Annotated in this window: 21 protein-coding genes and 2 tRNA genes; 17 read left to right on the forward strand and 6 right to left on the reverse strand. The window is 72.4% G+C overall.

What is annotated here, in order from left to right:
* Positions 1-165 precede the first annotated feature (165 nt).
* The gene (locus tag ABZT74_RS09820) at positions 166-1713 is read left to right on the forward strand and encodes a hypothetical protein (RefSeq protein ID WP_356433944.1); all 1548 of its coding nucleotides are present in this window, start codon (positions 166-168) and stop codon (positions 1711-1713) included.
* Between the two features lie 25 nt (positions 1714-1738).
* Here the strand turns inward: ABZT74_RS09820 and ABZT74_RS09825 are convergent, their stop codons facing one another.
* Positions 1739-2335 carry a histidine phosphatase family protein gene (locus tag ABZT74_RS09825; RefSeq protein WP_356171799.1) on the reverse strand — a complete coding sequence of 199 codons (597 nt, stop codon included), beginning with the start codon at positions 2333-2335 and terminating at the stop codon, positions 1739-1741.
* Between the two features lie 260 nt (positions 2336-2595).
* Between ABZT74_RS09825 and ABZT74_RS09830 the strand changes: the two genes are divergently transcribed.
* The 7 genes from ABZT74_RS09830 (at position 2596) to ABZT74_RS09860 (ending at position 9178) form a co-directional block, all read left to right on the forward strand.
* Positions 2596-3597: a phosphatase PAP2 family protein gene (locus ABZT74_RS09830; RefSeq protein WP_355863039.1), complete on the forward strand. Its 1002-nt coding sequence runs from the start codon at positions 2596-2598 to the stop codon at positions 3595-3597.
* A complete protein-coding gene (locus ABZT74_RS09835; RefSeq protein WP_356433946.1) occupies positions 3548-4720 on the forward strand; it encodes a hypothetical protein in 1173 nt (390 codons plus the stop codon). The genes ABZT74_RS09830 and ABZT74_RS09835 overlap by 50 nt, the downstream gene beginning before the upstream one ends.
* Complete coding sequence (locus ABZT74_RS09840) at positions 4711-6306, forward strand: hypothetical protein (RefSeq protein ID WP_356433947.1); 1596 nt, start codon at positions 4711-4713, stop codon at positions 6304-6306. The genes ABZT74_RS09835 and ABZT74_RS09840 overlap by 10 nt, the downstream gene beginning before the upstream one ends.
* On the forward strand, positions 6303-7637 hold the full coding sequence (locus ABZT74_RS09845) for an AAA domain-containing protein (protein WP_356433949.1): 1335 nt from the start codon (positions 6303-6305) through the stop codon (positions 7635-7637). The genes ABZT74_RS09840 and ABZT74_RS09845 overlap by 4 nt, the downstream gene beginning before the upstream one ends.
* A gap of 186 nt (positions 7638-7823) precedes the next feature.
* Positions 7824-8201, forward strand: coding sequence for a hypothetical protein (locus tag ABZT74_RS09850; RefSeq protein WP_355863033.1), 378 nt, complete (start codon positions 7824-7826; stop codon positions 8199-8201).
* Between the two features lie 217 nt (positions 8202-8418).
* On the forward strand, positions 8419-9114 hold the full coding sequence (locus ABZT74_RS09855) for a bifunctional DNA primase/polymerase (RefSeq protein WP_356433951.1): 696 nt from the start codon (positions 8419-8421) through the stop codon (positions 9112-9114).
* A tRNA-Lys gene (locus tag ABZT74_RS09860) sits at positions 9105-9178 on the forward strand. The genes ABZT74_RS09855 and ABZT74_RS09860 overlap by 10 nt, the downstream gene beginning before the upstream one ends.
* A gap of 189 nt (positions 9179-9367) precedes the next feature.
* Here the strand turns inward: ABZT74_RS09860 and ABZT74_RS09865 are convergent.
* Entirely contained in the window at positions 9368-10813 is a 1446-nt protein-coding gene (locus ABZT74_RS09865; protein ID WP_356433953.1) for a M6 family metalloprotease domain-containing protein, read from the reverse strand.
* 352 nt (positions 10814-11165) lie between these two features.
* Between ABZT74_RS09865 and ABZT74_RS09870 the strand changes: the two genes are divergently transcribed.
* A complete protein-coding gene (locus ABZT74_RS09870) occupies positions 11166-13091 on the forward strand; it encodes an EAL domain-containing protein (RefSeq protein ID WP_356433955.1) in 1926 nt (641 codons plus the stop codon).
* 82 nt (positions 13092-13173) lie between these two features.
* Here ABZT74_RS09870 and ABZT74_RS09875 read toward each other — a convergent pair whose 3' ends face one another.
* The 3 genes from ABZT74_RS09875 to ABZT74_RS09885 all read right to left on the reverse strand — a co-directional run bounded on the left by ABZT74_RS09875 (position 13174) and on the right by ABZT74_RS09885 (position 16066).
* On the reverse strand, positions 13174-14289 hold the full coding sequence (locus ABZT74_RS09875) for an LLM class flavin-dependent oxidoreductase (RefSeq protein WP_356171784.1): 1116 nt from the start codon (positions 14287-14289) through the stop codon (positions 13174-13176).
* Between the two features lie 269 nt (positions 14290-14558).
* A complete protein-coding gene (locus ABZT74_RS09880) occupies positions 14559-15290 on the reverse strand; it encodes a decarboxylase (RefSeq protein ID WP_356176735.1) in 732 nt (243 codons plus the stop codon).
* Entirely contained in the window at positions 15287-16066 is a 780-nt protein-coding gene (locus ABZT74_RS09885) for an aspartate/glutamate racemase family protein (protein WP_355863021.1), read from the reverse strand. Before ABZT74_RS09885 ends, ABZT74_RS09880 begins: the two co-directional genes overlap by 4 nt.
* 204 nt (positions 16067-16270) lie before the next feature.
* Between ABZT74_RS09885 and ABZT74_RS09890 the strand changes: the two genes are divergently transcribed.
* Together ABZT74_RS09890 and ABZT74_RS09895 are read left to right on the forward strand one after the other, a co-directional pair.
* Entirely contained in the window at positions 16271-17257 is a 987-nt protein-coding gene (locus ABZT74_RS09890) for a D-2-hydroxyacid dehydrogenase (RefSeq protein WP_356433956.1), read from the forward strand.
* Between the two features lie 18 nt (positions 17258-17275).
* Positions 17276-18709, forward strand: a complete 1434-nt coding sequence (locus tag ABZT74_RS09895) for an amidase (RefSeq protein WP_356433958.1) — start codon at positions 17276-17278, stop codon at positions 18707-18709.
* Here the strand turns inward: ABZT74_RS09895 and ABZT74_RS09900 are convergent.
* Positions 18690-19184 carry a DUF3830 family protein gene (locus tag ABZT74_RS09900; RefSeq protein WP_356176741.1) on the reverse strand — a complete coding sequence of 165 codons (495 nt, stop codon included), beginning with the start codon at positions 19182-19184 and terminating at the stop codon, positions 18690-18692. The two genes, ABZT74_RS09895 and ABZT74_RS09900, sit on opposite strands and share 20 nt — an antisense overlap.
* Positions 19185-19281: 97 nt before the next feature.
* Here ABZT74_RS09900 and ehuB point away from each other — a divergent pair, with 97 nt between their 5' ends.
* From ehuB to ABZT74_RS09930, 6 genes are all read left to right on the forward strand, one after another.
* Positions 19282-20211 (forward strand): ectoine/hydroxyectoine ABC transporter substrate-binding protein EhuB, encoded by a 930-nt coding sequence (ehuB, locus tag ABZT74_RS09905; RefSeq protein ID WP_355863013.1) that lies wholly within the window; start codon positions 19282-19284, stop codon positions 20209-20211.
* Positions 20208-20945: an ectoine/hydroxyectoine ABC transporter permease subunit EhuC gene (gene ehuC / locus ABZT74_RS09910; protein ID WP_356176745.1), complete on the forward strand. Its 738-nt coding sequence runs from the start codon at positions 20208-20210 to the stop codon at positions 20943-20945. The genes ehuB and ehuC overlap by 4 nt, the downstream gene beginning before the upstream one ends.
* Positions 20946-20985: 40 nt before the next feature.
* The gene (gene ehuD, locus ABZT74_RS09915; RefSeq protein WP_356176747.1) at positions 20986-21636 is read left to right on the forward strand and encodes an ectoine/hydroxyectoine ABC transporter permease subunit EhuD; all 651 of its coding nucleotides are present in this window, start codon (positions 20986-20988) and stop codon (positions 21634-21636) included.
* A 22-nt stretch (positions 21637-21658) separates the two neighbouring features.
* Positions 21659-22426: an ectoine/hydroxyectoine ABC transporter ATP-binding protein EhuA gene (gene ehuA, locus ABZT74_RS09920; RefSeq protein WP_355863797.1), complete on the forward strand. Its 768-nt coding sequence runs from the start codon at positions 21659-21661 to the stop codon at positions 22424-22426.
* Positions 22427-22678: 252 nt separating this feature from the next.
* Complete coding sequence (locus ABZT74_RS09925; protein ID WP_355863007.1) at positions 22679-23437, forward strand: IclR family transcriptional regulator C-terminal domain-containing protein; 759 nt, start codon at positions 22679-22681, stop codon at positions 23435-23437.
* Between the two features lie 137 nt (positions 23438-23574).
* Positions 23575-23648 (forward strand) — tRNA-Lys (locus ABZT74_RS09930).
* Positions 23649-23680 lie beyond the last annotated feature (32 nt).

Here is a 23680-nt window from a genome sequence, read left to right on the forward strand (position 1 = left end):
GCAGATCGTGGATGAGATATCCGGTTTGTAGCCAAACCCAGCGTGGTGGCCTCGTCACAGCAGGTACGTTCTTGCCCGCCGGAAGCAGGGCACCTACTGGGCACAACCCGGGCAACTCGCCACGCTTCCTGCATGGTTCGACGGTTCGCAAGAGAGGGCCCGGCCATGGCGTCGTCAACGGTGACCTCGTCCCCGTCCCCCCGGCCACCCCGGCCGAATCTCGCCTTCAGGCGGTTGCGCGGCCAGCGCTCCCCCGGCGAGTTCGCCGCGCTGGTCCGGCGGGCCGCGCGCGACATCGGCGAGCGGGTGAGCTGCGACGCGCGCTACATCGGGCGCGTCGAGGCGGGCGAGATCCGCTGTCCCAACTACGCGTACGAGCGGGTGTTCCTGCACATGTTCCCCGGCCGCACGCTGACCGACCTGGGTTTCGCACCCCGCTCATGGGTACGCGGACGCGGGGCGCGTGGCACGGACGAGGCGCCCCCGCAGCACCTCACGAGCCCTTCGCCCGCCTCGTATGAGACGGACGAGGCGCCCGGGACGTATGAGACGCCGAACCCGCACCACCCCACCCCCCACGAGCCGCAGACCCCGTACGCAGCACACGATCCGCACGCTCCGTACGACCCGCATCCCGGGTGCGATCCGTACGCCCCGTACGAGGAACACGATCAGAACCACGAGGAGAGCGACGTGCAGCGTCGCGCATTCATGACGGGAGGCACCGCCACCGTGGCGGCGGCCTCACTGGGACCCTTCGCGGTCGCCTTCGGCAACAGCGCCGCGGCCGCCGGACGGCGCGTCCACCGCGCGGGGACCTCCGAGGCCGGCGCCCTGGAGGACGCGGTCCGCAAGATCCGGCTGCTCGACGACCGGCACGGGGCCGACGGCCTGTACCGGCGCGCGGCGGCACCGCTGCGCACCGCCTACGAGCTGCTCGACGCCGGCACCACCCGGCAGGCGACCGCCGACCGGCTGTACTCCGGCGCGGGCGAACTGGCCATCTCGGTGGGCTGGCTGGCCCACGACTCCGGGCGTTTCGACGACGCCCGCTCGCACTACGCGGAGGCGCTCGCGACCGCGCGGATGGCCGACGACGGGGGGCTCGAAGCCCACGCCTTCTGCAACACGGCGTTCCTCGCCCGTGACGCGGGCCGCCCGCGCGAGGCAGTGCGCGCGGCCCAGGCGGCCCAGCGCGCGGCCCGCCCCCTCGGCTCCCCCCGCCTGCTCTCGCTGCTCGCGCTGCGCGAGGCGGGCGGCTGGGCGGGACTCGCCGACCGCAGGAGCTGCGAGCAGGCGATGGCCCGCGCGCACGCCCTCTACGAGCGCGGCCCCGCCGGGACGGACCCCGAGTGGATGACGTTCTACGGGGAGGCCGAACTGGAGGGTCTCGAGGCGCAGTGCTGGTCGATGCTGGGCGACTGGCCCCGGGCCGCCCGGCACGCCCGCCGCGCGGCCGACCTCCAGGACCCGCACTTCACCCGCAACATCGCCCTCTACACCGCCGAGCTCGCCGACGACCTGGCGCGCGGCGGGCGTCCGGACGAGGCCGCCGTCGCCGGGCTGCGTGTCCTGGAGCTGCTGAGCGAGGTCCAGTCCTCCCGCATCCAGACCATGCTGGCGGGCACGGCCCGGGTACTGCTCCCGCACCGCAGGGCCTCGGGCGTCTCGGCGTTCCTCGACCGCCACGCGAGCCTGCCGCGCACGGCGTGACACCCGTCGGCAGCGATGCCGCCGGTCAGGCGCTCAGGTGTCCGCAGTCGTTCCAGGTCTCGATGGCGGGCTCGCCGTAGGCCCAGCCGAGCACCGACAGCGAGGTCGGGTTCAGGCGGACGCGGGCCGCGAAGTCCAGCGGGAGTCCGAGCCAGCGGGCGCCTATGGACCGCAGGATGTGGCCGTGGGCGAAGACCAGCACGTCACGGTCGGCGGAGCGGGCCCAGGAGACGACCTCGTCCGCGCGCGCGGTGACCTCTTCCAGGGTCTCGCCCCCGGGGACCCCGTCGCGCCAGATGAACCAGCCGGGGCGGGCCGCCTGGATCTCGGCCGGGGTCATGCCCTCGTAGCTGCCGTAGTCCCACTCCATGAGCGCGTCCCAGGTGTCCGCGCGGTCACCGAAACCGGCGAGCTCGCAGGTCTCCCGCGCGCGGACGAGCGGGCTGGTGCGCACCTCGACACCGGGGAGTCCGTCCAGGGGCGCCCGGTGCAGCCGCTCGCCCAGCAGTTTGGCGCCGCGCCGTCCCTCTTCGAGGAGGGGGATGTCGGTCCTGCCGGTGTGCTTTCCGGACAGCGACCATTCGGTCTGTCCGTGCCGGGCCAGCAGGATGCGCGGTGCCATGGAGAGGAGCCTTTCCGGAACGGGCGGCACGAGGGGACGGCCACTCGGAACCGCTGACAAGTCGGTCACTCCATCATCGCGCACCGGCGCGCGAGGCAACCCCTGGGGCGACCTCCGCGTCTTTGAGGACCGGGGGCGCCCCTTCGGGGCGGCCGTACGCACCGTAAAATCCCATGTGGCCACACACCGCCGTCAGCAGACTGCAGACTGTCGGGTCACGACGGACGAAGGGCCACGAGCAGATGGGGGAGGGCGATCGGATGCCGCAGACCGATGCACCGCGTACGGAGGCGGCACCACGCGCCCGGCTGCGCCGGTGGACCGACCTGCGCCGGTCCGCGGCAGCGCAGGGCCGGCTCCGCTGGTGGACCGAGCTCCCGCTGATAGTCCTGGTGTACGCGTGCTACTCGGCGGGCCGGCTGCTCGCCCGGGGCGACACCGCCGGCGCCGTGGACCACGGCCTGCAGATCCTGCGGATCGAGAAGGTCCTCCGTCTCAACGCCGAGCACCCGCTGAACCGGCTGTTCACGCACGAGGCCTGGCTGGGCGTGCCCGCCGACTTCTGGTACGCGTCACTGCACTACCTGGTGACGCCCGCGATCCTCATCTGGCTGTTCCGTTCCCGGGCGGTGCGCTATCGCGCGGCCCGCACCTGGCTGATGACCTCCACGTTCATCGGCCTGATCGGCTTCACGCTGCTGCCGACGTGCCCGCCCCGCCTGCTGTCCCCGGGGCACGGCTTCGTCGACACGATGGCCCAGTACAGCGACTACGGCTGGTGGGGCGGCGAGGCGAGCGCCCCGCGCGGTATGGGCGGGATGACGAACCAGTACGCGGCGATGCCGAGCCTGCACGTGGGCTGGGCCCTGTGGTGCGGGGTCATGCTGTGGCGCCACGGCCGTACGCCCGCCGCGAAGGTCGCCGGTGTCGCCTATCCGCTGCTCACCACGATCGTCGTGATGGGCACCGCCAACCACTACTTCCTGGACGCCGTCGCGGGCGCCGCGGTGATGGGCGTCGGCCTGCTGCTGACCCCGTTCGTGATGCGCACGGCGAACCGGCTGTGGTCGCTCTTCGAGGGCCGTGTCCCGTGGGTCGCGGGTGTCGCGCGGGGCGAGGGTTCCGCGATTGTCAGTGCGGGGTGCCAGACTTCCCCGGGTGAACGCATCCCCCGACAGCGCGAGTCCCGATCCGGACCGGGAGCCGAGCCGGGTGCCTCTCCCGCGGACGCGGGGGACGGCGCTGCGGCAGCAGCTCGCTGAGCTGCGCGGCCCGGACGTCCCGCCGAAGGCACTGGACGCGCGCGCCCTCGCGGCGCTCGCCGCCAATCCCGGCTGCGACCGCCGGGCCCTGCTGGACGGCGCGGGGGTCGACAAGGCGAAGCTGGCGGAGTCGCTCGGTGCGCCGTCCGCGTTCGGCCAGTCGCAGTTCGCCTTCATGCGGGGCAACGCCTTCGAGGCCCGGGTCAAGGCCGACGGCGGTGCCGAACTGCTGCGGCTGGTGCACGAGAAGCTCGACCCCGGCGCCGAGCCGCCCGGCTCCGGCGCCGTGCCCGACCTGAGCGCGATCGGCCCCGAGGGGCGCGCCGCACGCACGGCCCTCGCCCTGCGCGAGGCCACCGAGGCCGGCGGCTGGACGCTGCTCGACCATCCGATGCTCGCCCTGGACGTGGCGGGTTCCGCCGCCTTCCTGGAGCCGGACGCGGTGGTCGTGCACCCCGACGGCGGCTGGACGGTCGTCGAGATCAAGTCGTTCCCGATGCTGGACGGTTCGGCCGACCCGGCGAAGGTGGGCGCCGCCGCCCGGCAGTCCGCGGTGTACGTCCTCGCGCTGGAGGAGGTCGCGGCCCGCCTCGATCCCGTCCCCGAGGTCCGCCACCGGGTCCTGCTGGTCTGCCCGAAGGACTTCTCCAACCTCCCCACCGCCTCGGCCGTCGACGTACGCAAGCAGCGCGCCGTCACCCGCCGGCAGCTCGCCCGCCTCACCCGGGTCGAGGACATCGCGGCGGCCCTGCCCGAGGGCAGTTGCTTCTCCCCCGACCTCCCCGCCGAGGAGCTGCTCACGGCGGTCGAGGCGGTCCCCGCGACGTACGCGCCCGAGTGCCTGTCCGCCTGCGAGCTGGCCTTCCACTGCCGGGCCCGCTCCCGGGCGCGGGGGGTGGTGACCTCCCTGGGCCGCTCCCTGCGCGCCGAGCTGGGCGGTCTGACGACGGTCACCGACGTCCTCGCGGCGGCGCACGGACGGGCCGGCGATCCGGCGGATCCGGCCGTCGCGGCGCTGCGGAGAGCGGCCCTGCTGCGGGCGGAGGCGCTGGGCACTGCGGTCGCCGCCGTACCGGCGCAGGTGCCGTCGGGCGACGGCCGGGAGGCGGGCGTATGTCGCTGATCTCCACGCTCGCCCGGCTGGAGGCCGTCGAGAGCGGCCGGGCGCAGCCCACCGCCACCGTGCTCCACCGTCATCTCATCGAGCGGCCGCTGGTCTTCGTGCCGTTGACCACGGCGGGCGAGGCGGGAGCGCCGCTCGGCGCGCTCGTCGGCACCGACCGGGACGCGCCGCGGCTGCTGGTCGTGCCGCAGCCCCGCGACCGCGACCTGCGGTTCGCGTTCCTCGCCGAGCTGGCGGACGTCTTCCTGCCGTACATCGACACCTTCGCGGACGTGGTCGAGGCGGCCGAGCGCAGCGACACCGACCCGGAGACCGGCAAGCGCGTCAAGGTCGAGGTCGAACTGTGCACGGACGCACCGCAGTTGATCGTGCCGGGCCGGTCGGCCATCGAGTTCGTCCGCCTGCTCGGGCGGTCCACCCGGTTCCGTCGCACCGCCGAACAGGATCCCGAGGCACCGCATCCGGCGCCGCCGCGGGTGCCGTTGTCCGGGCGCTGGCTCACTCACTTCGGGGAGCGGGCCCGGGTGCCCGGCTCCGCGCTGCTCCTCGCCCTCACCGACGTGCTGTCCCGGCACTGGGCCACCGGCCAGAGCAGCCTGGAGGACCAGCATCTCGGGGCGCTGCTCGCCTGGATCGATCCGCCGGAGGGCGAGCCGGGCGCCGAGGCGGCGGTGCGGGCCGAGCTCCAGCGGGACGCCCGCGGCCAGCTCGTCCGGCCGCCCGCCGGCCCCGCCACGGACCCGGCCTTCGACAACCAGCTGCTCGCTCCCGCCATCGAGGCGTACGACCGCGCGCGGACGGCGTTCGCCGCCGCCGAGGACGGCATCGAGGCGGACGACCGGCTCGGTGAACTGACCGCGGCCGAGCGGCGGATCCGCGATCTCGTCGCGAGCGTCACCCGGCCCACCTGGGACGCGGTGTGGCAGGGTCTCGACCTGCTGCGCGCCCTGCCGGAGGGACCGCGCGCCGCCGACCGGTGGACCCGCGACCGCTGGTCGTTCACCGGTCACCGCGACCGGGTGGTGGCGGGCGAACCGCCGCAGCCGCGCCGGGACGACGCGGTCACCGCGGCGAACAAACTGGCCACGCGCGAACGGGAACAGGCACGCCTGGAAGCACAGGAGGCGCTGGACGACCCGCTGGTGATGGCGGGCCGGCGGCTCGCCGGCGAGGCCTTCGCGGGCGAGGTCACCGACGTCGTCATGGCGTACAGCGAGGGCAAGCGGCCGAGTCCCCGTCCGCTGGTCACGGTCCGCACCGACGACCGCCCGCACCTCGGCGAGCGGGCCAAGGTGTACCGCTCGCTCGGCGGGAAACCGCAGTCCGCCGAGTTCGTGGGCTACGAGGACGAGGGCGCCGCCCTGGTGCTGCGGATCACCGACAAGATGGGGCGGGGCAAGGAACCCGAGGCCGGGTCCCTGCCGGAGAAGGGGGACCTCGTCTGCTTCACCCTCTTCGAGCACGAGCAGCGCGGCGGCGCCAAGCTGCCCGACCCGGAGGACACGCCGTGGACGCACGGGGGGCCGCCGGGTGAGCCGGACGCCCTGCCGCTGCCGGACCCGGTGACCGAGGAGGACGTCCTGTGACCGCGGTCTTCGACCCGGGTGCCGAGGCCGCCCACGCCACCGACGCGATCCTGCGCGACACCCTGCACGGCACCGACCGCGGCGTCGTCGTCGACTCGCCCCCCGGCGCCGGGAAGTCGACGCTCGTGGTCCGGGCGGCCCTCGAACTGGCCGCCGCGGGGCGCCCGTTGATGGTCATCGCGCAGACCAACGCCCAGGTCGACGACCTGGTGCTGCGGATCGCAGAGAAGGCCCCGGACGTGCCCGTGGGGCGGCTGCACAGCAGCGACTCCGACCCGTACGACAAGGCGCTCGACGGCCTGGACCAGGTCCGCAAGTCGACGAAGGCGGCCGACCTCGCGGGCCTGGACGTCGTCATCTCCACCGCCGCGAAGTGGGCGCACGTCAAGGGGGTCGAGCCCTGGCGGCACGCGATCGTCGACGAGGCGTACCAGATGCGCTCGGACGCGCTGCTCGCCGTCGCGGGACTCTTCGAGCGGGCGCTGTTCGTGGGCGACCCCGGCCAGTTGGACCCGTTCTCCATCGTCGGCTCGGAGCAGTGGGCCGGCCTGTCGTACGACCCGTCCGCATCCGCGGTGACCACGCTGCTGGCCCACAATCCGCATCTGCCGCAGCACCGGCTGCCGGTGTCCTGGCGGCTGCCCGCGTCGGCGGCCCCGCTCGTCTCGGACGCCTTCTACCCGTACACGCCGTTCCGCAGCGGCACCGGTCACACCGACCGGCGGCTGAACTTCGGCGTCCCGTCGGACGGTTCGGGGACCGACCGGGTCATCGACGAGGCGGCGGAGTCCGGTTGGGGACTGCTCCAGCTCCCCGCCCGGCACACACCGCGCACGGACCCGGAGGCCGTACGGGCGGTGGCCGAGGTCGTCCGGCGGCTGCTCGACCGGGGCGGCGCCGCCACCTCGGAGCAGGCGCCGGATCCGGTGCCGCTGACCTCCGGCCGTATCGCCGTCGGCACCGCGCACCGGGACCAGGCCGCGGCCGTACGTGCGGCACTGGCGGCCCTCGGGGTCACGGACGTCACCGTCGACACGGCGAACCGGCTCCAGGGACGGGAGTTCGACGTCACGGTCGTCCTGCATCCCCTGTCGGGGCGCCCGGACGCCACGGCGTTCCATCTGGAGACCGGACGGCTGTGCGTGCTCGCCTCCCGGCACCGGCACGCCTGCATCGTGGTGTGCCGGGAGGGTGTGGGCGACCTGCTGGACGACCACCCCTCGACCGAGCCCGTCCAGCTGGGCGTCACGGTGAAGTTCCCGGACGGTTGGGAAGCCAACCACTCCGTGTTGTCCCATCTGGAGGAGCATCGGGTGGCCTGGCGCCCCTGATCGCCGGCTCCGCGACCGCACGGACCGCGGACCGGCCCATTCCGGACGGACCCGGCGTGAACCGGCGGACCGGGCACCCGCACAGGGGGCGCGCCCGGCCCCCGGGGGCCCACTTGCGCCACAGGGGACAATGGACGGTGGCCCTCTTCCGAGAGGGGCACCTGAACCGTACGAGGAGGAGAAGACATGGCGGAGCCCACGCCGCGTCGGAACGAACCGCGGCTTCGCCCCGCGCCCCTGCTCTTCGAGCCCGCGGAAGCCGCCGGGGACCCGGAGCACTTCTTCGACCTGGAGTCGATAGACGATCCCCGCGCGCTGTTGGACCGGGCCACGGAGCTGACGCAGGCGTTCCGCGCCGCGGCGGACCGGGCGCTCGAGTTCCAGGCCATCGCGGCCGCGCAGCTCGCCGACCCGCGCCGCTTCGACCGGCTGACCACGGCGGAGATCGCCGAGCGGGCCGAGTGGACCGAGGACTACGCGAAGAAGATGGTCGAGTTCGGCCGCGACCTGCTCTCCGGCGCCGAGGGCGGCGGCCACGGCCACGGGGTGTCCGACGCCCTCTGAGCGGCTCCCGTACCCGCCGACCGGGAGCCGTACGGCCGCCGGTTCCGGGGCTGTCACGGGACACCGTCCGCAGGCGGGCCGGTGATCAGGTGTCCCCGGTCGGCACAAGATCGCTGGCATATGCCAGGTGGGCAAGATACTCCCCTCCACCCGGTCCTGTCCCGGTTTTTCGCAACCCTCCGGAACGACCCGCTCACCGCCGGTAGATGTATACGTCATGAGCAGCACACGGAACCCGGCCAGCAGCACCCCGCACAGCCCCGGAACACCGTTGCCCGAGTGGCGTGACGCCTCGGGGGTCACCTCCGAGGGAGCCGCCTGGCTCGCCTCGGCGGGCACGTATCCGCGCAGCACGCTCGCCCTGTGGGCGGAGCGGCCGGACGCCCCGGTCGTGCTGCCGTGCGGCAGCGCCTTCGACATCGTCAGCGCGCCGTCGCTCTTCGGCCGGCGGATGCTCGACCGGCTCTGGGACGACGGGCCGGGCTCGGGCCCGGTGGCGGCGTACCGCGGGCGGATGCTGCTGTTCGCCGCCCCCGGCACCGCCCAGCGGCTGCCGTCGCTGATGCGCTGGGAGGAGTGGGGCTCGCAGGGACGGGGCTCCGCAGAGGACCAGGCCGCGGGCGGCCACGTGGGGCGCTGCCGCGAGGTGCCGCCCCTGCTCTGCCACGGCACCGGGGACGCGGTGACCGTTCCGGCGCTCGCCGCGCCCGGCGTCACAGCGGACTCCGGCCGGCACGACGCGCGCTGGCTGGTCGCTCCCGACACCCGCCAGCCCTGGCTCCCCGGGCCCGAGATCCTGCTCTGGGCGGCCGTGCGGGCGGCCCGTGCGGCGGTGTCGGCGGCGGTGCGGATATCGATTTTTCCTCCCGCCGATCAGGATGCTAAGGTCTACGACGTCAGCAGGCGCCGCTAGCTCAGTTGGTTAGAGCAGCTGACTCTTAATCAGCGGGTCCGGGGTTCGAGTCCCTGGCGGCGCACGCCAACGAGAGCGGGATGATCGCGGAAACGCGAGCGTCCCGCTCTCGTCGTTTCTCCCCTCCCCGGGCCCTCCGCCTCGGCCCTCCCCTTCCCCCCACCCCCACCGGCTTCGGCCCGCGCCGCAGCAGCTCGCCCGCCGGCTTCCGCCCCTAACACCGCAGCTCGTGCCGCGGCGCCGTGGCGCCCGCTCAGCCCGTCGTGATCTTGACGGTCCAGGAACCCGACGCGGTCCGGTCCTCCACCTCGACCCGGACATGCTCGCCGGGCACCGTGAAGCTCTCTCCGAGGCTCACCGGCGCGTCCGCCAGCGGCGGGTAGACCGAGTCCTCCCAGCAGGCCTCGGTGTGCGGGTGGGCGTCGAGGACCTGGATGGGGCCGCCGCCCGACTCTGTGCCACTGCGGACCCGGTAGACGAGAACTCCCTGAGTGCAGGTCGAGCCGTCGTTGCCCACCGACCCGCGCGCCTCGAAGGCGAGGGCGCTGCCGGGGCCCGTCGGGACGACCGCCAGCTTGGTGCCGCGCCCCACACCGAACGTCCGCGTGCCCGGAAGGGAGGCGACCCCCAGCGCCCCGGCCCCGGGCCCTGCCGCCCCGCCGGAACTCCCCGCCGCCCCGCCGGAAGCCCCGGCCGAGGCCCGGGCCGAGCCGACGTCACGCGTACCGCCCACCGGGCGCACCGCCGAACCCGCGGATCCGGCCGATCCGGTCGGTCCGGCGCCCAGCGGCTCCAGCGTCAGACGGGTGGTTCCCGAGCCGCGTACGCACGCCACCTGGTTCGGTTCCAGCCAACCCAGCCGCCACTTGTGCCACCCGAAGAGGTCCGGCGCGAGGCCGAACTGGCTGCCCATGAGGTCCCAGTCGCCGACGTACGTGTCCCAGTCGCCCGTGCCGTCCTCCGGGCGGTGGTACAGGTCGGGCAGATCGAAGACGTGGCCGGTCTCGTGCGCAAGGACGAGACGGTCCGGCGGGTGCTTCTCGAAGACCGTGACGACGCGGCGGATGTTCTTGCCGTCCGCGCGCAGCGGTGTGTCCAGGTTGACGACCTTCGTGGCGTCCGAGTCCACGCCCGGCGCGTCCGGGTCGGCGACGAAGTAGACGACGTCGTAGCGCGAGAAGTCGATCTGCGGGTCGGACACCGCGAGGGCGTCGCGCAGATAGGCGGCCCGGTCGGTGGCGTTCCAGTCACGCTGTATGGCGTACGAGGTGGAGGCGTGCGGCATCTGGATCCAGGCGTGCTGCGGATGCGGTCGGACCGTGAACCTGCCGTACGAGGCGCGTTCGAAGAAACGGCTGGTGGCGGGGAAGTAGTCGCCGGTCAGTTCCGCCGGGGTGGTGGTCGGCGTGGAGTCCGGGAAGGACAGGAACACCATCACGGCGTCGAGGGGGCGGGTGGGGCGCACATAGCCGGAGTTCCAGGTGTCGACGCCCTCCGAGTGGTGCGCCCCGGTCCGCGTCAGGGCGCACGGGTCCGCCAAGGGCTCGGCGAGCGCGGGGCCGGGCACCAGGGAGGTCGCGGCGAGCGCCGTCATCGAGGTGAACGCGGCCGCGGTACTGCGCCAGCGGGGCAGCCCGTCACGGGCGAGGCCACGCAGGGCCCCACGAGTGAGAACCCCCAGGGGGAGCGGACGCGGCACGTCGACCTCCGGATGCGGATTTCGGAACACCGCACCCAGCCTGTGTGTATTTGTATTACTTCGCCCTGTTTGTCTGCACCAGAAGAGTGAGAGGGCTTACGGCACGACACCCCCGACCACTCACGGAACGTCACATGCGGTCGGCAGGGGAAGGAACCCGTCCAGATGCAGGCAGAAACGATCTGTCAGAACGGGTGGTTGTTCCGGGACACTGGACAGGGGCTGCACCGTCCCGAAGCCAGCCTCTATGATCGGCACACTTTCCTGCACCGACACGGCTTGTGCGGCCGCCCAGTCCGGCCGACCACCCGAGAGACCCATACGAAGAACGAGTGCACTGCGGGAGCGAGCGGTGAGCGGAACGTCCGAAGGGCCGGCGCCCGCGGGAGACCTCGTCCGGCCGACCGTCACAGAGCGTCACGTCGACACGTCTTCTGGTCCGTCCGCCGGGTCCTCCCCCGGCACATCCGCCCCTCCCCTGCCTCCCGTGTCCTCCGTGTCACCGGGAATGCCCGTGGAGCCGGCGGCTCCCGACGGAACGTCACCCCGCACCTTCCAGGCGGCGTTCGCCACCGCCCCGCTCGCGATGGCCGTCGTCGACCGCGACGGCACCGTCGTCACCGCGAACGAGTCGCTGGCCACGCTGCTGGGCGTCGAGGCACGCACGTTCGCCGGCCGGTCCGCCTCCGAGCTGGTGGACCTGGCCTCCGACGCCCGGACCTGGCACGCCTACCGCGAGGTGCTGCGCGGCCGACAGGCACGGCTGCGCTGCACCCGCCGGCTCAAGCACCCCGACGGCCACTCCCTCTGGGTGCAGATCACGGTCACCCCGCTGCCCCCGCAGGAGGAGGCCGTCCTGGTGTCGGTCGCCGACATCGGTCCGCGGCGTGAACTCCAGGCCCGGCTGCGGCACTTGCAGATGCACGACCCGGTGACCCGGCTGCCCAACCGCACGCTGTTCTTCGAGCGTCTGACGGCCGCCCTGGAGGCGGAGGCGTACGAGGACGGCGGCACCGGCCGGATCGGGCTCTGCTATCTGGACCTCGACGGCTTCAAGGCGGTCAACGACACGCTGGGCCACCGGGTCGGGGACCGGCTGCTCGCGGCCGTCGCCGAGCGGCTGACGCGCTGCGCCGACGAGGCCGGGCACGCCCGGGCCACGTCTCCCCTGGTGGCACGGCTGGGCGGCGACGAGTTCGCGCTGCTCGTCGAGGACTCGACCGGCACCGAGCAGGTGGCGGACCTCGCCGAGTCCGTACTGAAGGCGCTCCAGGCGCCGTTCGACCTGTCGGGTCAGCGGCTGTCGCTGTCGGCGTCCATCGGGGTCGTCGAGCGTCGCGCCACCGGGACGACCGCGACGGGCCTGATGCAGGCCGCCGACACCACGTTGTACTGGGCGAAGGCCGACGGCAAGGGGCGCTGGACGCTCTTCGACCCGGAGCGCAACGCGCACCGCATGACCCGCCAGGCACTGTCGTCCACCCTGCGGTCCGCCGTCGAGCGCGGTGAATTCGCGCTGGAGTACCAGCCGTTGGTGGGTATGGAGGACGGCGGCGTGCACGGGGTGGAGGCGCTGGTCCGCTGGAACCACCCGCGGTTCGGCATGCTGACGCCGAATCGGTTCATCGGACTGGCCGAGGAGGACGGTTCGATCGTGCAGCTCGGCCGCTGGGTGCTGGCCACCGCCTGCCGGCAGGCCCGTAGCTGGCAGCTGGACCATCCGGACGCGCCACCGCTCTTCGTCAGCGTCAACGTCGCCGTGCGGCAGGTCTGGGACTCCGATCTGGTGGCCGATGTGGCCGAGATCCTGGCGGAGACCGGACTCGCCCCGCATCTCCTGCAGTTGGAGCTCACGGAGTCGGCGGTGATGGGCTCGGCGGGCCGCCCGCTCCAGGCCCTCCAGGCACTCAGCGACATGGGCGTCCGCATCGCGATCGACGACTTCGGCACCGGCTACTCGAACCTCGCCTACCTCAGCAGGCTCCCGGTGTCCGTGCTGAAGCTGGACGGCTCCTTCGTCCGCGGCTTCCAGTACGAGAACGCCGACGGGACCTCCGCCCACCCCAACCCGGCCGACGAGGTCATCGTCGAGGCGCTGATCCAGCTCGCGCACCGGCTGGGGCTGACCGTCACCGCGGAGTGCGTGGAGACGGCCTCCCAGGCGTCCCGGCTGCGCGGGATCGGCTGCGACACCGGCCAGGGGTGGCTGTACTCCCGGCCGGTGGCACCGGACCGCATCTCCGCACTGCTGACCTCGGGCGCCTGCCCGCTGGCCTGACCGGGCCCCGAGCGGGGCGGCCCAGTCGGCCGCCCGGCGGCCGACCTGTACCTGTTCCGTCCCCGGGTCCGCGGACCTGCGCTCAGGCCTCGGTGCCCTGGGCCTTCGGCAACCCGTAGGCGTCCGCGATCAGTTCGTAGGAGCGCAGGCGTACGTCGCCGCTGTGCGCGTTGCCCGTGATCATCAACTCGTCGGCCCCGGTGCGCTTCTGGAGGTCGTCGAGTCCGGTGCGCACCTCGTCGGCGGTGCCGTGGATGACGTTGGCGTTCCAGGAGTCGATGAACTCCCGCTCCATCGGGCTGAATTCGTACGCCTCGGCCTCCTCGGGCGTCGGGACGAGTCCCGGGCGGCCGGTGCGCAGGCGGACCATGTTCAGAGCGGCGGCCAGCACCTGGCGGCGGGCCTCCCGCTCGTCGTCCGTGGCGAGCGCGGAGACGCCGATGAGGGCGTACGGGGCGTCGAGGACCGCGCTCGGCCGGAAGGACTCCCGGTAGAGGTCGAGCGCGGGAACGGTGTTCTGCGCCGAGAAGTGGTGGGCGAAGGCGAAGGGCAGGCCGAGCACGCCGGCGAGCCGGGCACTGAAGCCGGACGAGCCGAGCAACCAGATCGGCGGCCGGTGCGGGGACTGGACGCCGCCGGGGGAGGTGGACTGGACGGGGCCCGGGACGGCGTGGATCCGCGCGTAGGGGTGGCCGTCGGGGAAGTCGTCGTCCAGGAAGCGGGTGAGTTCCGCGAGCTGCTCGGGGAAGTCGTCGGCGCCCTCGTTGAGCCGCTCGGTGCGGCGCAGGGCCGCGGCCGTGGCGCCGTCCGTGCCCGGGGCCCGGCCGAGGCCGAGGTCGACGCGGCCCGGGGCCATCGCTTCGAGGGTGCCGAACTGCTCCGCGATGACCAGCGGGGCGTGGTTGGGGAGCATCACGCCGCCGGAGCCCAGCCGGATGCGGTCCGTGTGGGCGGCCAGGTGGGCGAGGATCACCGCGGGCGAGGAGCTGGCCACGCCCGGCATCGAGTGGTGTTCGGCCACCCAGTAGCGGTGGAAGCCGCGGGATTCCGCGAGGCGGGCGATCTGGACGCTGGTGCGCAGAGCGTCGGTCGCGGTGCGGCCCGCGCCCACGGTGACCAGGTCCAGTACGGAGAGGGGTACCGGGGCCGTGCCCTGTGCCGTGCCTCGGATCTCGCCCGTTTCGGCCGTCTCGTCCACCGGGGGTGCCTCCTGTTGCTCCGCGATCGTTTCCTCGGGGCTGCCAACAGGAGGGTGGCTCCGTTTATTCCTCTTGTTCCTCCCGGGGGGGGGTCGGGGGTGGGCGGGGGGACGAGTCTTTTTCGCCCCCTCCGCCCCTGCCCGTCCCGTTCCCGGGGCTCCGCCCCGGACCCCGCTCCTCAAACGCCGGAGGGGCTGAATTTTCGCGAGCGCCTGAGGGGCTGGAACGTACGCGGACGCCAGCGGGGCTGGAATCCGGGCTGGAGAGATCACGCCTGGACGATGGGTTCCCTGGTGAAGAGGGTGCCTAGTTGGGGGGCGTTCACTCGGCGGTCCGTGAGGCGGAGGGCCTCCCAGACCGAGACCTGGTTGGCTGTGAGGACCGGTTTGCCCAGCTCCTTCTCCAGGTCCGTGATGTGGGACACCGTGTGCAGGGCGGTGTCCGGCAGGAGGATCGCCTCGGCGTCGGGGCGGTCCACCTCGCGGGCCAGCGCGAGGACCCGGCCGTACTCCCAGGTGCCGACCTCGGCCGCGGTGACGACCCCGGAGGCGCTCACGGCCACCACCTCGGCGCCCGCCTCCTTGAGGAACGCGGCGAAGAGCGCGGCGACGTCCTCGGGGTAGGTCGCCCCGATCGCCACGCGGTGCGCCCCGATCTCCTGGACGGCGTGCGCGAAGGCGAAGGACGTCGAGGACGCCGGGATGCCCGCCGACCGGGCGAGGCCGCGGACCTGCTCGTGGGCGCCCTGCCAGCCGCGGACGAAGCTGCCGCTGGTGCAGGCCCAGACCACGGCCTCGGCACCGGACAGGCGCAGCTCCTCGACGCCCGCCTCCAGACGTTCCGCGGACCCCATCTCGAGCAGGGCGTCCACGCGGTGGGCGTCCTCCCCGATGTCCGTGTGGACGACGCCCAGCCTGACGTCGCTGCCGAGCAGCTGCTCCATGCGCGGGTAGTCGTCCTCGGCCGAGTGGCCGGGGTAGAGGAATCCGAGTGCGGTCATGCCCAACCTTCCTGTTCTTCCGGCAGTACCGGGTCCCTGCGGGCGGCCTGATCGATCAGCCGCTGATAGGGGCCCACCGCTCGGGTACCCAGTTGGCGCAGTGCCGCCCACATCGTCACCTGGTTGGCCGAGATCACCGGGATCCGCAGCTCGGCCTCCAGCTGGGGGATGACGTCGTACGTCGGAAGATTGGTGCAGCTGATGAAGAGGGCGTCGGCGTGGCCGCGCACCGCCCGGCGGGCCATGTCGGCGACGTCGCGGTACGGGACCTTCCAGATGTGCCGGGTCAGGCCCATGAACGCGCGGTCCGTGACGGTGATGCCGGCCTCGGCGAGGTACTCCTCCAGGGACTGGGTGACAGAGACGGTGTACGGGGTGACCAGGGCGATCCGGCGGGCACCGAGTTCCGTGAGGGCGTCCAGGAGTGCGCCGGAGGTGGTGAGCGAGGGAAGCGCGCCCGCCCGTGTCATCGCCTCGCACATGGCCTTCTCCCCGGCGACCCCGCCGACGAAGCTGCCGGAGGTGCAGGCGTACGCGACGACCTCGGGCGCGACCGCGTTCAGGGCGCGTACCGCGTCGCCCAGCGTTTCGTGCTCGGAGACCAGCCGTGCCAGGTCCAGGCTGACCTCGACCGGCACGAACGGGGTGCGGGTCAGATGCAGGGAGACCTCGGCCGGGACCCAGCGCCACAGCTCACGGTCGAGGGCGAAGTCGAACGGGGCGACGACGCCGACCCCGCGCTGCGGATGCGGACCGCCGAGAAAGGAAACGTCCATGGCTGGCACCGGCCTCACGAAGGGAAACAGGCGGGCAACGGACCGTGTGCGGGCCCGTGTTGACGAAGGTAGGTTCGGGTGCGAGCGTGGTCAATCCGCGCATCTCAGACGGCCTCGACCCCTGTTCGCCCGCACGCTCCCCCGGCCATCTCGCCTCAGGACACCTCAGAAAAGCGGACTCGCATTGCGAAACGGTTTCTCCCGATGAACGCCCGTATGTCCCCCGCCCCGTCCTCCCCCTCGTCCTCCGGGACCACCCTGCTCGTCCTGGACGCCGATCCCCTCCCCCGCCTCGGCCGTCTCACCGGCCGGGTGCGCGTCGAGCACGCCGACGACTCCACGCTCGCGGAGAAGCTGCCGTACGCGGACGCGCTGCTCGTGTGGGACTTCGCCTCGGACGCCGTGCGCCGCGCGTGGCCGGGCGAGGGTCCGCGGCCCCACTGGGTGCACACCGCGAGCGCCGGTGTGGACCGCCTGATGTGCCCCGAACTCGCCGCCTGCGACACGGTGGTGACGAACGCGCGCGGGGTGTTCGACCAGCCCATCGCCGAGTACGTGGCGGCGCTGGTGCTCGCCATGGCGAAGGACCTGCCGCGGACCTGGGACCTCCAGCGCGAGCGCTCGTGGCGCCACCGCGAGTCGCAGCGCGTGGCCGGCACCCGGGCCTGCGTGGTGGGCTCCGGGCCCATCGGGCGGGCGATCGTCCGGACGCTCAAGGCACTCGGCGTCACCACGGCCCTGGTGGGACGCACGCCGCGCACCGGGATCCACGGACCGGCGGAGCTGGACAGGCTGATGGCCCGCGCCGACTGGGTGGTGTGCGCCGCGCCGCTCACCGACGAGACCCACGGCATGTTCGACGCGCGGCGCTTCGGGATGATGCAGCCCTCCGCCCGCTTCATCAACGTGGGGCGCGGTCAGCTCGTCGTCGAGCGGGCGCTCGCCGAGGCGCTGTCGAAGCGCTGGATCGCGGGCGCCGCCCTCGATGTCTTCGAGCACGAACCGCTGGGCCCCGAGAGCGCGTTGTGGCAGCTCCCGGGTCTGATCGTGTCGCCGCACATGAGCGGGGACACCATCGGCTGGCGGGACGAACTGGGCACACAGTTCCTGGAGTTGTACGACCTCTGGGCGGCGGGTAAGCCCCTGCGGAACGTGGTCGACAAGAAGCGTGGGTACGTACCCGGACACTGAACCGCCGTGGAGGGGCCGATGTCGGAACTCACCGAGCTGACCGCCGTACAACTCGTCGACGGGTACCGCAAGGGCGAATTCAGCCCCGCGGACGTGACGCGCGCCGCCCTGGAACGGGCCGAGCGGGTGCAGCCCGCCGTGAACGCGTTCGTCCGCCTCCTCGCGGACGACGCCCTCGCCCAAGCCCGCGCCTCGGCGGACCGCTGGCGGCGCGGGGAGCCGATCGGCCTGCTGGACGGGGTGCCCGTCACGGTGAAGGACATCCTGCTGCTGCGCGGGCATCCGACGCTGCGCGGCTCGAAGACCGTGAGTGAGCAGGGGCGTTGGAACGAGGACGCGCCGTCGGTGGCCCGGCTGCGCGAGCACGGCGCGGTGTTCCTCGGCAAGACGACGACCCCCGAGTTCGGCTGGAAGGGGGTCACGGACTCGCCGCTGTCGGGCGTGACCCGCAACCCGTACGACGTCTCGCGCACCGCGGGCGGCTCCAGCGGGGGCAGCGCGGCGGCCGTCGCGCTCGGCGCGGGTCCGCTGTCGCTCGGCACGGACGGCGGTGGCAGCGTGCGCATACCGGCCGCGTTCTGCGGGATCTTCGGGATGAAACCGACGTACGGCAGGGTGCCGCTCTATCCGGCCAGCGCCTTCGGGACGCTCGCGCACGTGGGCCCGATGACCCGGGACGCCGCCGACGCGGCGCTGATGCTCGACGTGATCGGCGCGCCGGACGCCCGCGACTGGTCCGCGCTCGGCCCGGCGGGCGGATCCTTCGTGGACGCCCTCGCCGGCGGGGTGCGCGGTCTGCGCGTCGCGTACTCGGCCTCCCTCGGCGGGCAGGTCGCGGTCGCCCCGGCGGTCGCGTCGGCGGTACGGCGGGCGGTGGAGCGGCTCGCCGGGCTCGGCGCCCATGTCACCGAGACCGACCCGGACTTCACCGATCCGGTGGAGGCGTTCCACACCCTGTGGTTCAGCGGGGCGGCCCGGGTGACCCAGCAGCTCGGGCCCGACCGGCGGGCCCTGCTCGATCCGGGGCTGCGGGAGATCTGCGGCCGGGGCGCCCGGTACAGCGCGCTGGAGTACCTCGCCGCGACGGACGTCCGGATGGCGCTGGGCCGCCGCATGGGGCTGTTCCACACGACGTACGACGTGCTGGTCACGCCGACGCTGCCGTCGACGGCGTTCGCCGCGGGCGTCGAGGTGCCGGCCCGCTCGGGGCTGCGCCGCTGGACGGGCTGGACGCCGTTCACGTACCCCTTCAACCTGACGCAGCAGCCCGCCGCGACGGTCCCCGTCGGCGTGGACGGCGACGGACTGCCGGCCGGGCTGCAGATCGTCGCGGCCCGGCACCGGGACGATCTCGTCCTGCGGACGGCGCACGCGCTGTACGAGGCGGGGGCCGCCGGGGTCGCACCCCCGGCGGCCCCCGGCACGGTGGGCCTCAGGCCCGCCGGAAGCTGAGCGTCTCCCCCGCGGCGCCGGTCCGCCACAGGTCGTTGCAGGCCTCGGCCATCTCGTCGAGGCCGTCGACCAGCTCGCCCCAGACGATGCCCGGGATCCAGCCCACGTCCCCGTTCAGGAGCAGGTTGTTGCGCTCGTAGAAGAGGGCGAGGTCGACCAGCGTCGTGCCGGGACGGACGTCCGCGTCGTAGCCGTAGGCCTTGGTGCCCAGCTCCGTTCCCGCGAAAGCGAAATAGCAGAGGTCTCCTGGAATAGGGGTAACTGTCGGATTTTCCAGGGGTGGCTCAGATATCGCGAAAGGGGGGAAGAGAGCGTAGATCTCATTGCGTGCGTATTTCGCGTGGTACACGTCGCCGCTCAGCGGAAGGGCGTCCCACACCGCCGCGCAGGTGATCGGCGCGCGGTCGTCGAGGAGTTTCGCGGTGCAGTGCACATCGCGCTTGACCAGCGAGACTTCGATGAATCGATCAGCCATGCATTCCATGGTCCCCCCGGGGTCAAGTGCGCCTCGGAAACATACGGGGCCGAAATCGATCCGAATACTTCGCATGGTCTCGGGTAGCCGCGCGGCCATGGCTCCACCTCTTGGGAAAGCACGCGGAAATGACCGCGCACACGACAGACACACACCCGGGACCACCCGCCGGTCGCTGCTCGCGGGGGTCGCGGCGCTCGGTGCGCTGGGTGCCGCAGGCTGCAGTCGGGTGGCCACCGCGTCCTCGACCGACGGCGGCGACCTCCTCGACCGGCTGAGGGCGCAGGGCGTGGTCCGCCTGGGTATCGCGGGCGAGATCCCCTTCGGGTACATCGACCGGGACGGCCACCTCACCGGAGAGGCGCCGGAACTGGCCAAGGCCGTCTTCAAGCGGCTCGGCGTCGACCGCGTCCAGCCGGTGCCGACCGAGTTCGGCTCCCTCATACCCGGGCTCAACTCGCAGCAGTTCGACGTCGTGTCCGCCGGGATGTACATCAACGCCGAGCGGTGCGAGCAGGTCATCTTCGCCGACCCCGACTACCAGATGCTCGACGCGTTCATCGTGCGCAAGGGCAACCCGAAGGGCCTGCACGACTACAAGGACATCGTGGCCAAGAAGGCCAAGTTCGCGACGGGCACGGGGTACGCGGAGATCCAGTACGCCGTCGAGGCCGGGTACAAGGAGAGCGAGATCCTGATCGTGCCGGACCAGGTCGCGGGCCTGAACGCCGTCGAGGCGGGCCGCGCCGACGTCTTCTCGGGGACCGCGCTGACCGTCCGCGAGGTGGTCAGGAAGTCCGGCAAGGCCGAGAGCACCAAGCCCTTCGCGCCGCTGGTCAAGGGCAAGCCGCACGTCGACGGCGGCGGGTTCGCCTTCCGTTCTCCGGAGACGAGGCTGCGGGACGCCTTCAACGTCGAGCTGCGCAAGATGAAGGAGAGCGGCGAACTCTTCCGCATCCTGCGGCCGTTCGGCTTCACCAAGGCCGAGATGACCGACATGACCGCGAAGGAGCTCTGCCGCGGATGACATCGGGACTCTGGGAACTCGTCCTCAAAGGGATCTGGGTCACCGTCCAACTGCTGTTCTGCAGCGCGTTGTTGGCCGGTGCCATGTCCTTCGTGGTCGGCATCGCGCGGACCTCGCGGCGATGGGTCGTCCGCTTCCTCGCGGGCTTCTACACCGAGGTGTTCCGCGGCACCTCCGCCCTGATCATGATCTTCTGGGTGTACTTCGTGCTGCCGCTCGCCTTCGGCTGGCAGCTGGTCCCGCTGTGGGCGGGCACGCTGGCGCTCGGGCTGACGTACGGCGCGTACGGCTCGGAGATCGTGCGCGGCGCGCTGAACGCGGTCGACCCGGCGCAGCGTGAGGGCGGGATCGCGCTCAGCTTCACGCACTGGCAGCGGATGCGGCTGATCCTGCTGCCGCAGGCGGTGCCGGAGATGGTGCCTCCGTTCAGCAACCTGCTCGTCGAGCTGCTCAAGGGCACCGCGCTGGTCTCCGTGATGGGCATGGGCGATCTGACGTTCAGCGCCAACCTGGTGCGGCTCGCGCTGCAGCAGAGCGCGGAGGTCTACACGTACGTCCTGCTGATCTACTTCGTCATCGCCTTCCTGCTCACCCGGCTGATGCGCGGTCTGGAGAAGCGGCTGAAGGCCGGGATCGGCAAGGAGCCGGACAGCATGCCGGCGCGCGAGCTGAAGCGGGCGGAGACGACCGGCGTGGGCGCCGGTGCGGGTACCGCGGGCGGGAGTGGCTCATGAGCACCACGGACCTCATGGAGACGACGACCGGAGGTGCCTCATGACGTGGGACTGGAACGCCGTCGGCGACTTCATGCCGCACTTCTGGGACGGCCTGCTGGTCACCCTGCAGGCACTGGCCCTCGGCTCGGTGATCTCGTTCGCGCTCGGTCTGGTGTGGGCGCTGCTGATGCGGACGCCGACGCGCTGGGTGCGCTGGCCGGTCGGGGTGGTCACCGAGTTCGTCCGCAACACCCCGCTGCTGGTGCAGCTGTTCTTCCTCTTCTACGTGCTGCCCGAGTGGAACATCACGTTCTCCGCGCTGACCACCGGTGTCGTCGCGATCGGGCTGCACTACTCGACGTACACGATGCAGGTCTACCGGGCCGGTATCGAGGGGGTGCCCGCCGGCCAGTGGGAGGCGGCCACCGCGCTCAGTCTGCCGGTGCGGCGCACCTGGACGGCCGTGATCCTGCCGCAGGCGATCCGCCGCGTGGTGCCGGCGCTCGGCAACTACGTCATCGCCATGCTCAAGGACACCCCGATGCTGATGACGATCACCGTGCTGGAGATGCTCGGGGAGGCGCGGCTGTACTCGCAGCAGCACTTCCAGTTCACCGAGCCGCTCACGGTCATCGGCGTGGCCTTCATCCTCATTTCCTACCCGGCTTCCCTGCTGCTGCGAGCCCTGGAGCGACGCCTTGTCCGCTGACACGAACACCGACACCGGCCCCCTGAAGGACCTCGCCAATCCCAAGGTGGACGGCAGCGAGCTGATCCGCTTCGACCGGGTCACCAAGCGCTTCGGGGACAACACGGTCCTCGACAACCTCGACTTCCGTGTCGACTCCGGCAAGCACGTCACGCTGATCGGCCCGTCCGGGTCCGGCAAGACGACGATCCTGCGGCTGCTGATGACGCTGACCAAGCCGGACGAGGGGACGATCACCGTCGCCGGTGACCGGCTCTTCCCCGCGCCCGAGAAGGAGGTCCGCGAGGTCCGCAAGAAGATCGGGATGGTCTTCCAGCAGTTCAACCTGTTCCCGAACATGAGCGTGCTCAGAAACGTCACCGAGGCGCCGGTGACGGTCCTCGGCATGTCCAAGGACGAGGCGGAGGTGCGGGCGCGGGAGCTGCTCGACCTGGTCGGCCTCGCGGACAAGTGCGACGAGCGGCCGGGCCGGCTGTCCGGCGGCCAGCAGCAGCGGGTGGCGATCGCCCGGGCGCTGGCGATGCGGCCGCAGGTGCTGCTGCTGGACGAGGTGACCTCCGCGCTCGACCCGGAGCTGGTCGCGGGCGTGCTCGACGTCCTCCGTGACATCGCCCGCACCACGGACATCACGATGCTCTGCGTGACCCACGAGATGAATTTCGCCCGGGACATCTCGGACCAGGTCCTCATGTTCGATTCCGGCCACGTCATCGAGTCCGGCCCGCCGGAGAAGATCTTCAGCGATCCGGAGCAGGAGCGGACCCGGGAATTCCTCAGCGCCGTGCTGTGACGACGGGAGCGAACCGGGGGCGGACGGCGGGCACGGACGGGAAGGCGCGAGGTCCGGCACGTGGGGCATGCCCCACGGGTCGTGACCTTGGCATATGCCAGGGTGGTGCGCTCCTGCTGAGCGACTCGGAGCGCACCACCGATCTCGTCAACAGGCGCTCACAGACAGCTGCTTGACGGTTATCGTGGAGTGAGCCCAGCCGTCCGGACCGACGTCTTTTTTGAGCCGGGCCATCAAGCGCAGGGGGAAACCGTGGCGCTGAAGAACGAGCCGACCGCCCCGTACCACTCGGCCCAGGACGCCCTGCGCGTTCTGGAGACGGTGGCGCGGCACACCACCGGCGTCACCGGCGCCGAGCTCGCCCGCCGGACCGGCCTCGGCGGTGACCGGCTGACCGCGCTGGTCAGGATGCTGCGCCGGGAGGGGTACGTCGAGCAGGTCACCGACGGGGCGTACGTGACCGGCGCCTCCCTCAGCCGCCTCGGGACCGCGGAGGGCCGCGACCAGGCCGTGCGCGAGACGCTCCAGCAGACCCTCGACCGGCTCCGCGACTCGGTCGGCGCGGCGGTCTACGTCAGCCGGTACATCGACGGCGAGGTGCACGTCACCCAGTACGCGGAGAGTCCGGCGACCCCCGCGGTCAACGAATGGGTCGACTTCCGTTCCGCCGCGCACGCCAGCGCGGTCGGCAAGAGCCTGCTCGGCCAGCTCGACCACAACGGCCGCCGTGACCACCTCGCCCGGCACAGGATGGCCCGCCTCACCTCGCGGACCATCACCAGCGAGCGGCTGCTGCTGTCCCGCCTGGACTCCCAGCCGGCCACCGTGCCGGTGCTCGACCTCCAGGAGTACGCGATCGGCACGGTCTGCGCGGCCGTCCCGATCACCGCGGGCTCCTCCGTCGGCTGCCTCGCCCTCTCGCTTCCGGTCGAGCACGCCCACCGGCTGCGCCGCGCCGCGGACACGCTGAACCGCGGAGCGGCCCCCGTCCTGCTCTCCCTCACGATCTAGGGACCGGCAGGACCGGCATCCCCGGGCCCCGGCCCGCCGGGCGTCCCCGGGGTGTCGCGCGGGTGGTCGGAAGCACCCCCGAGGACCAGGTAGTATTTCTTTTGTCGCCGCCCGCGGAAGCGGGAGGCGAGAGTCATGCGCCGCTAGCTCAGTTGGTTAGAGCAGCTGACTCTTAATCAGCGGGTCCGGGGTTCGAGTCCCTGGCGGCGCACCTTGGTGAAGGCCCTCCACGCGAGTGGGGGG

The organism is Streptomyces sp. NPDC005302 (assembly GCF_040607345.1).
GTDB lineage: Bacteria > Actinomycetota > Actinomycetes > Streptomycetales > Streptomycetaceae > Streptomyces.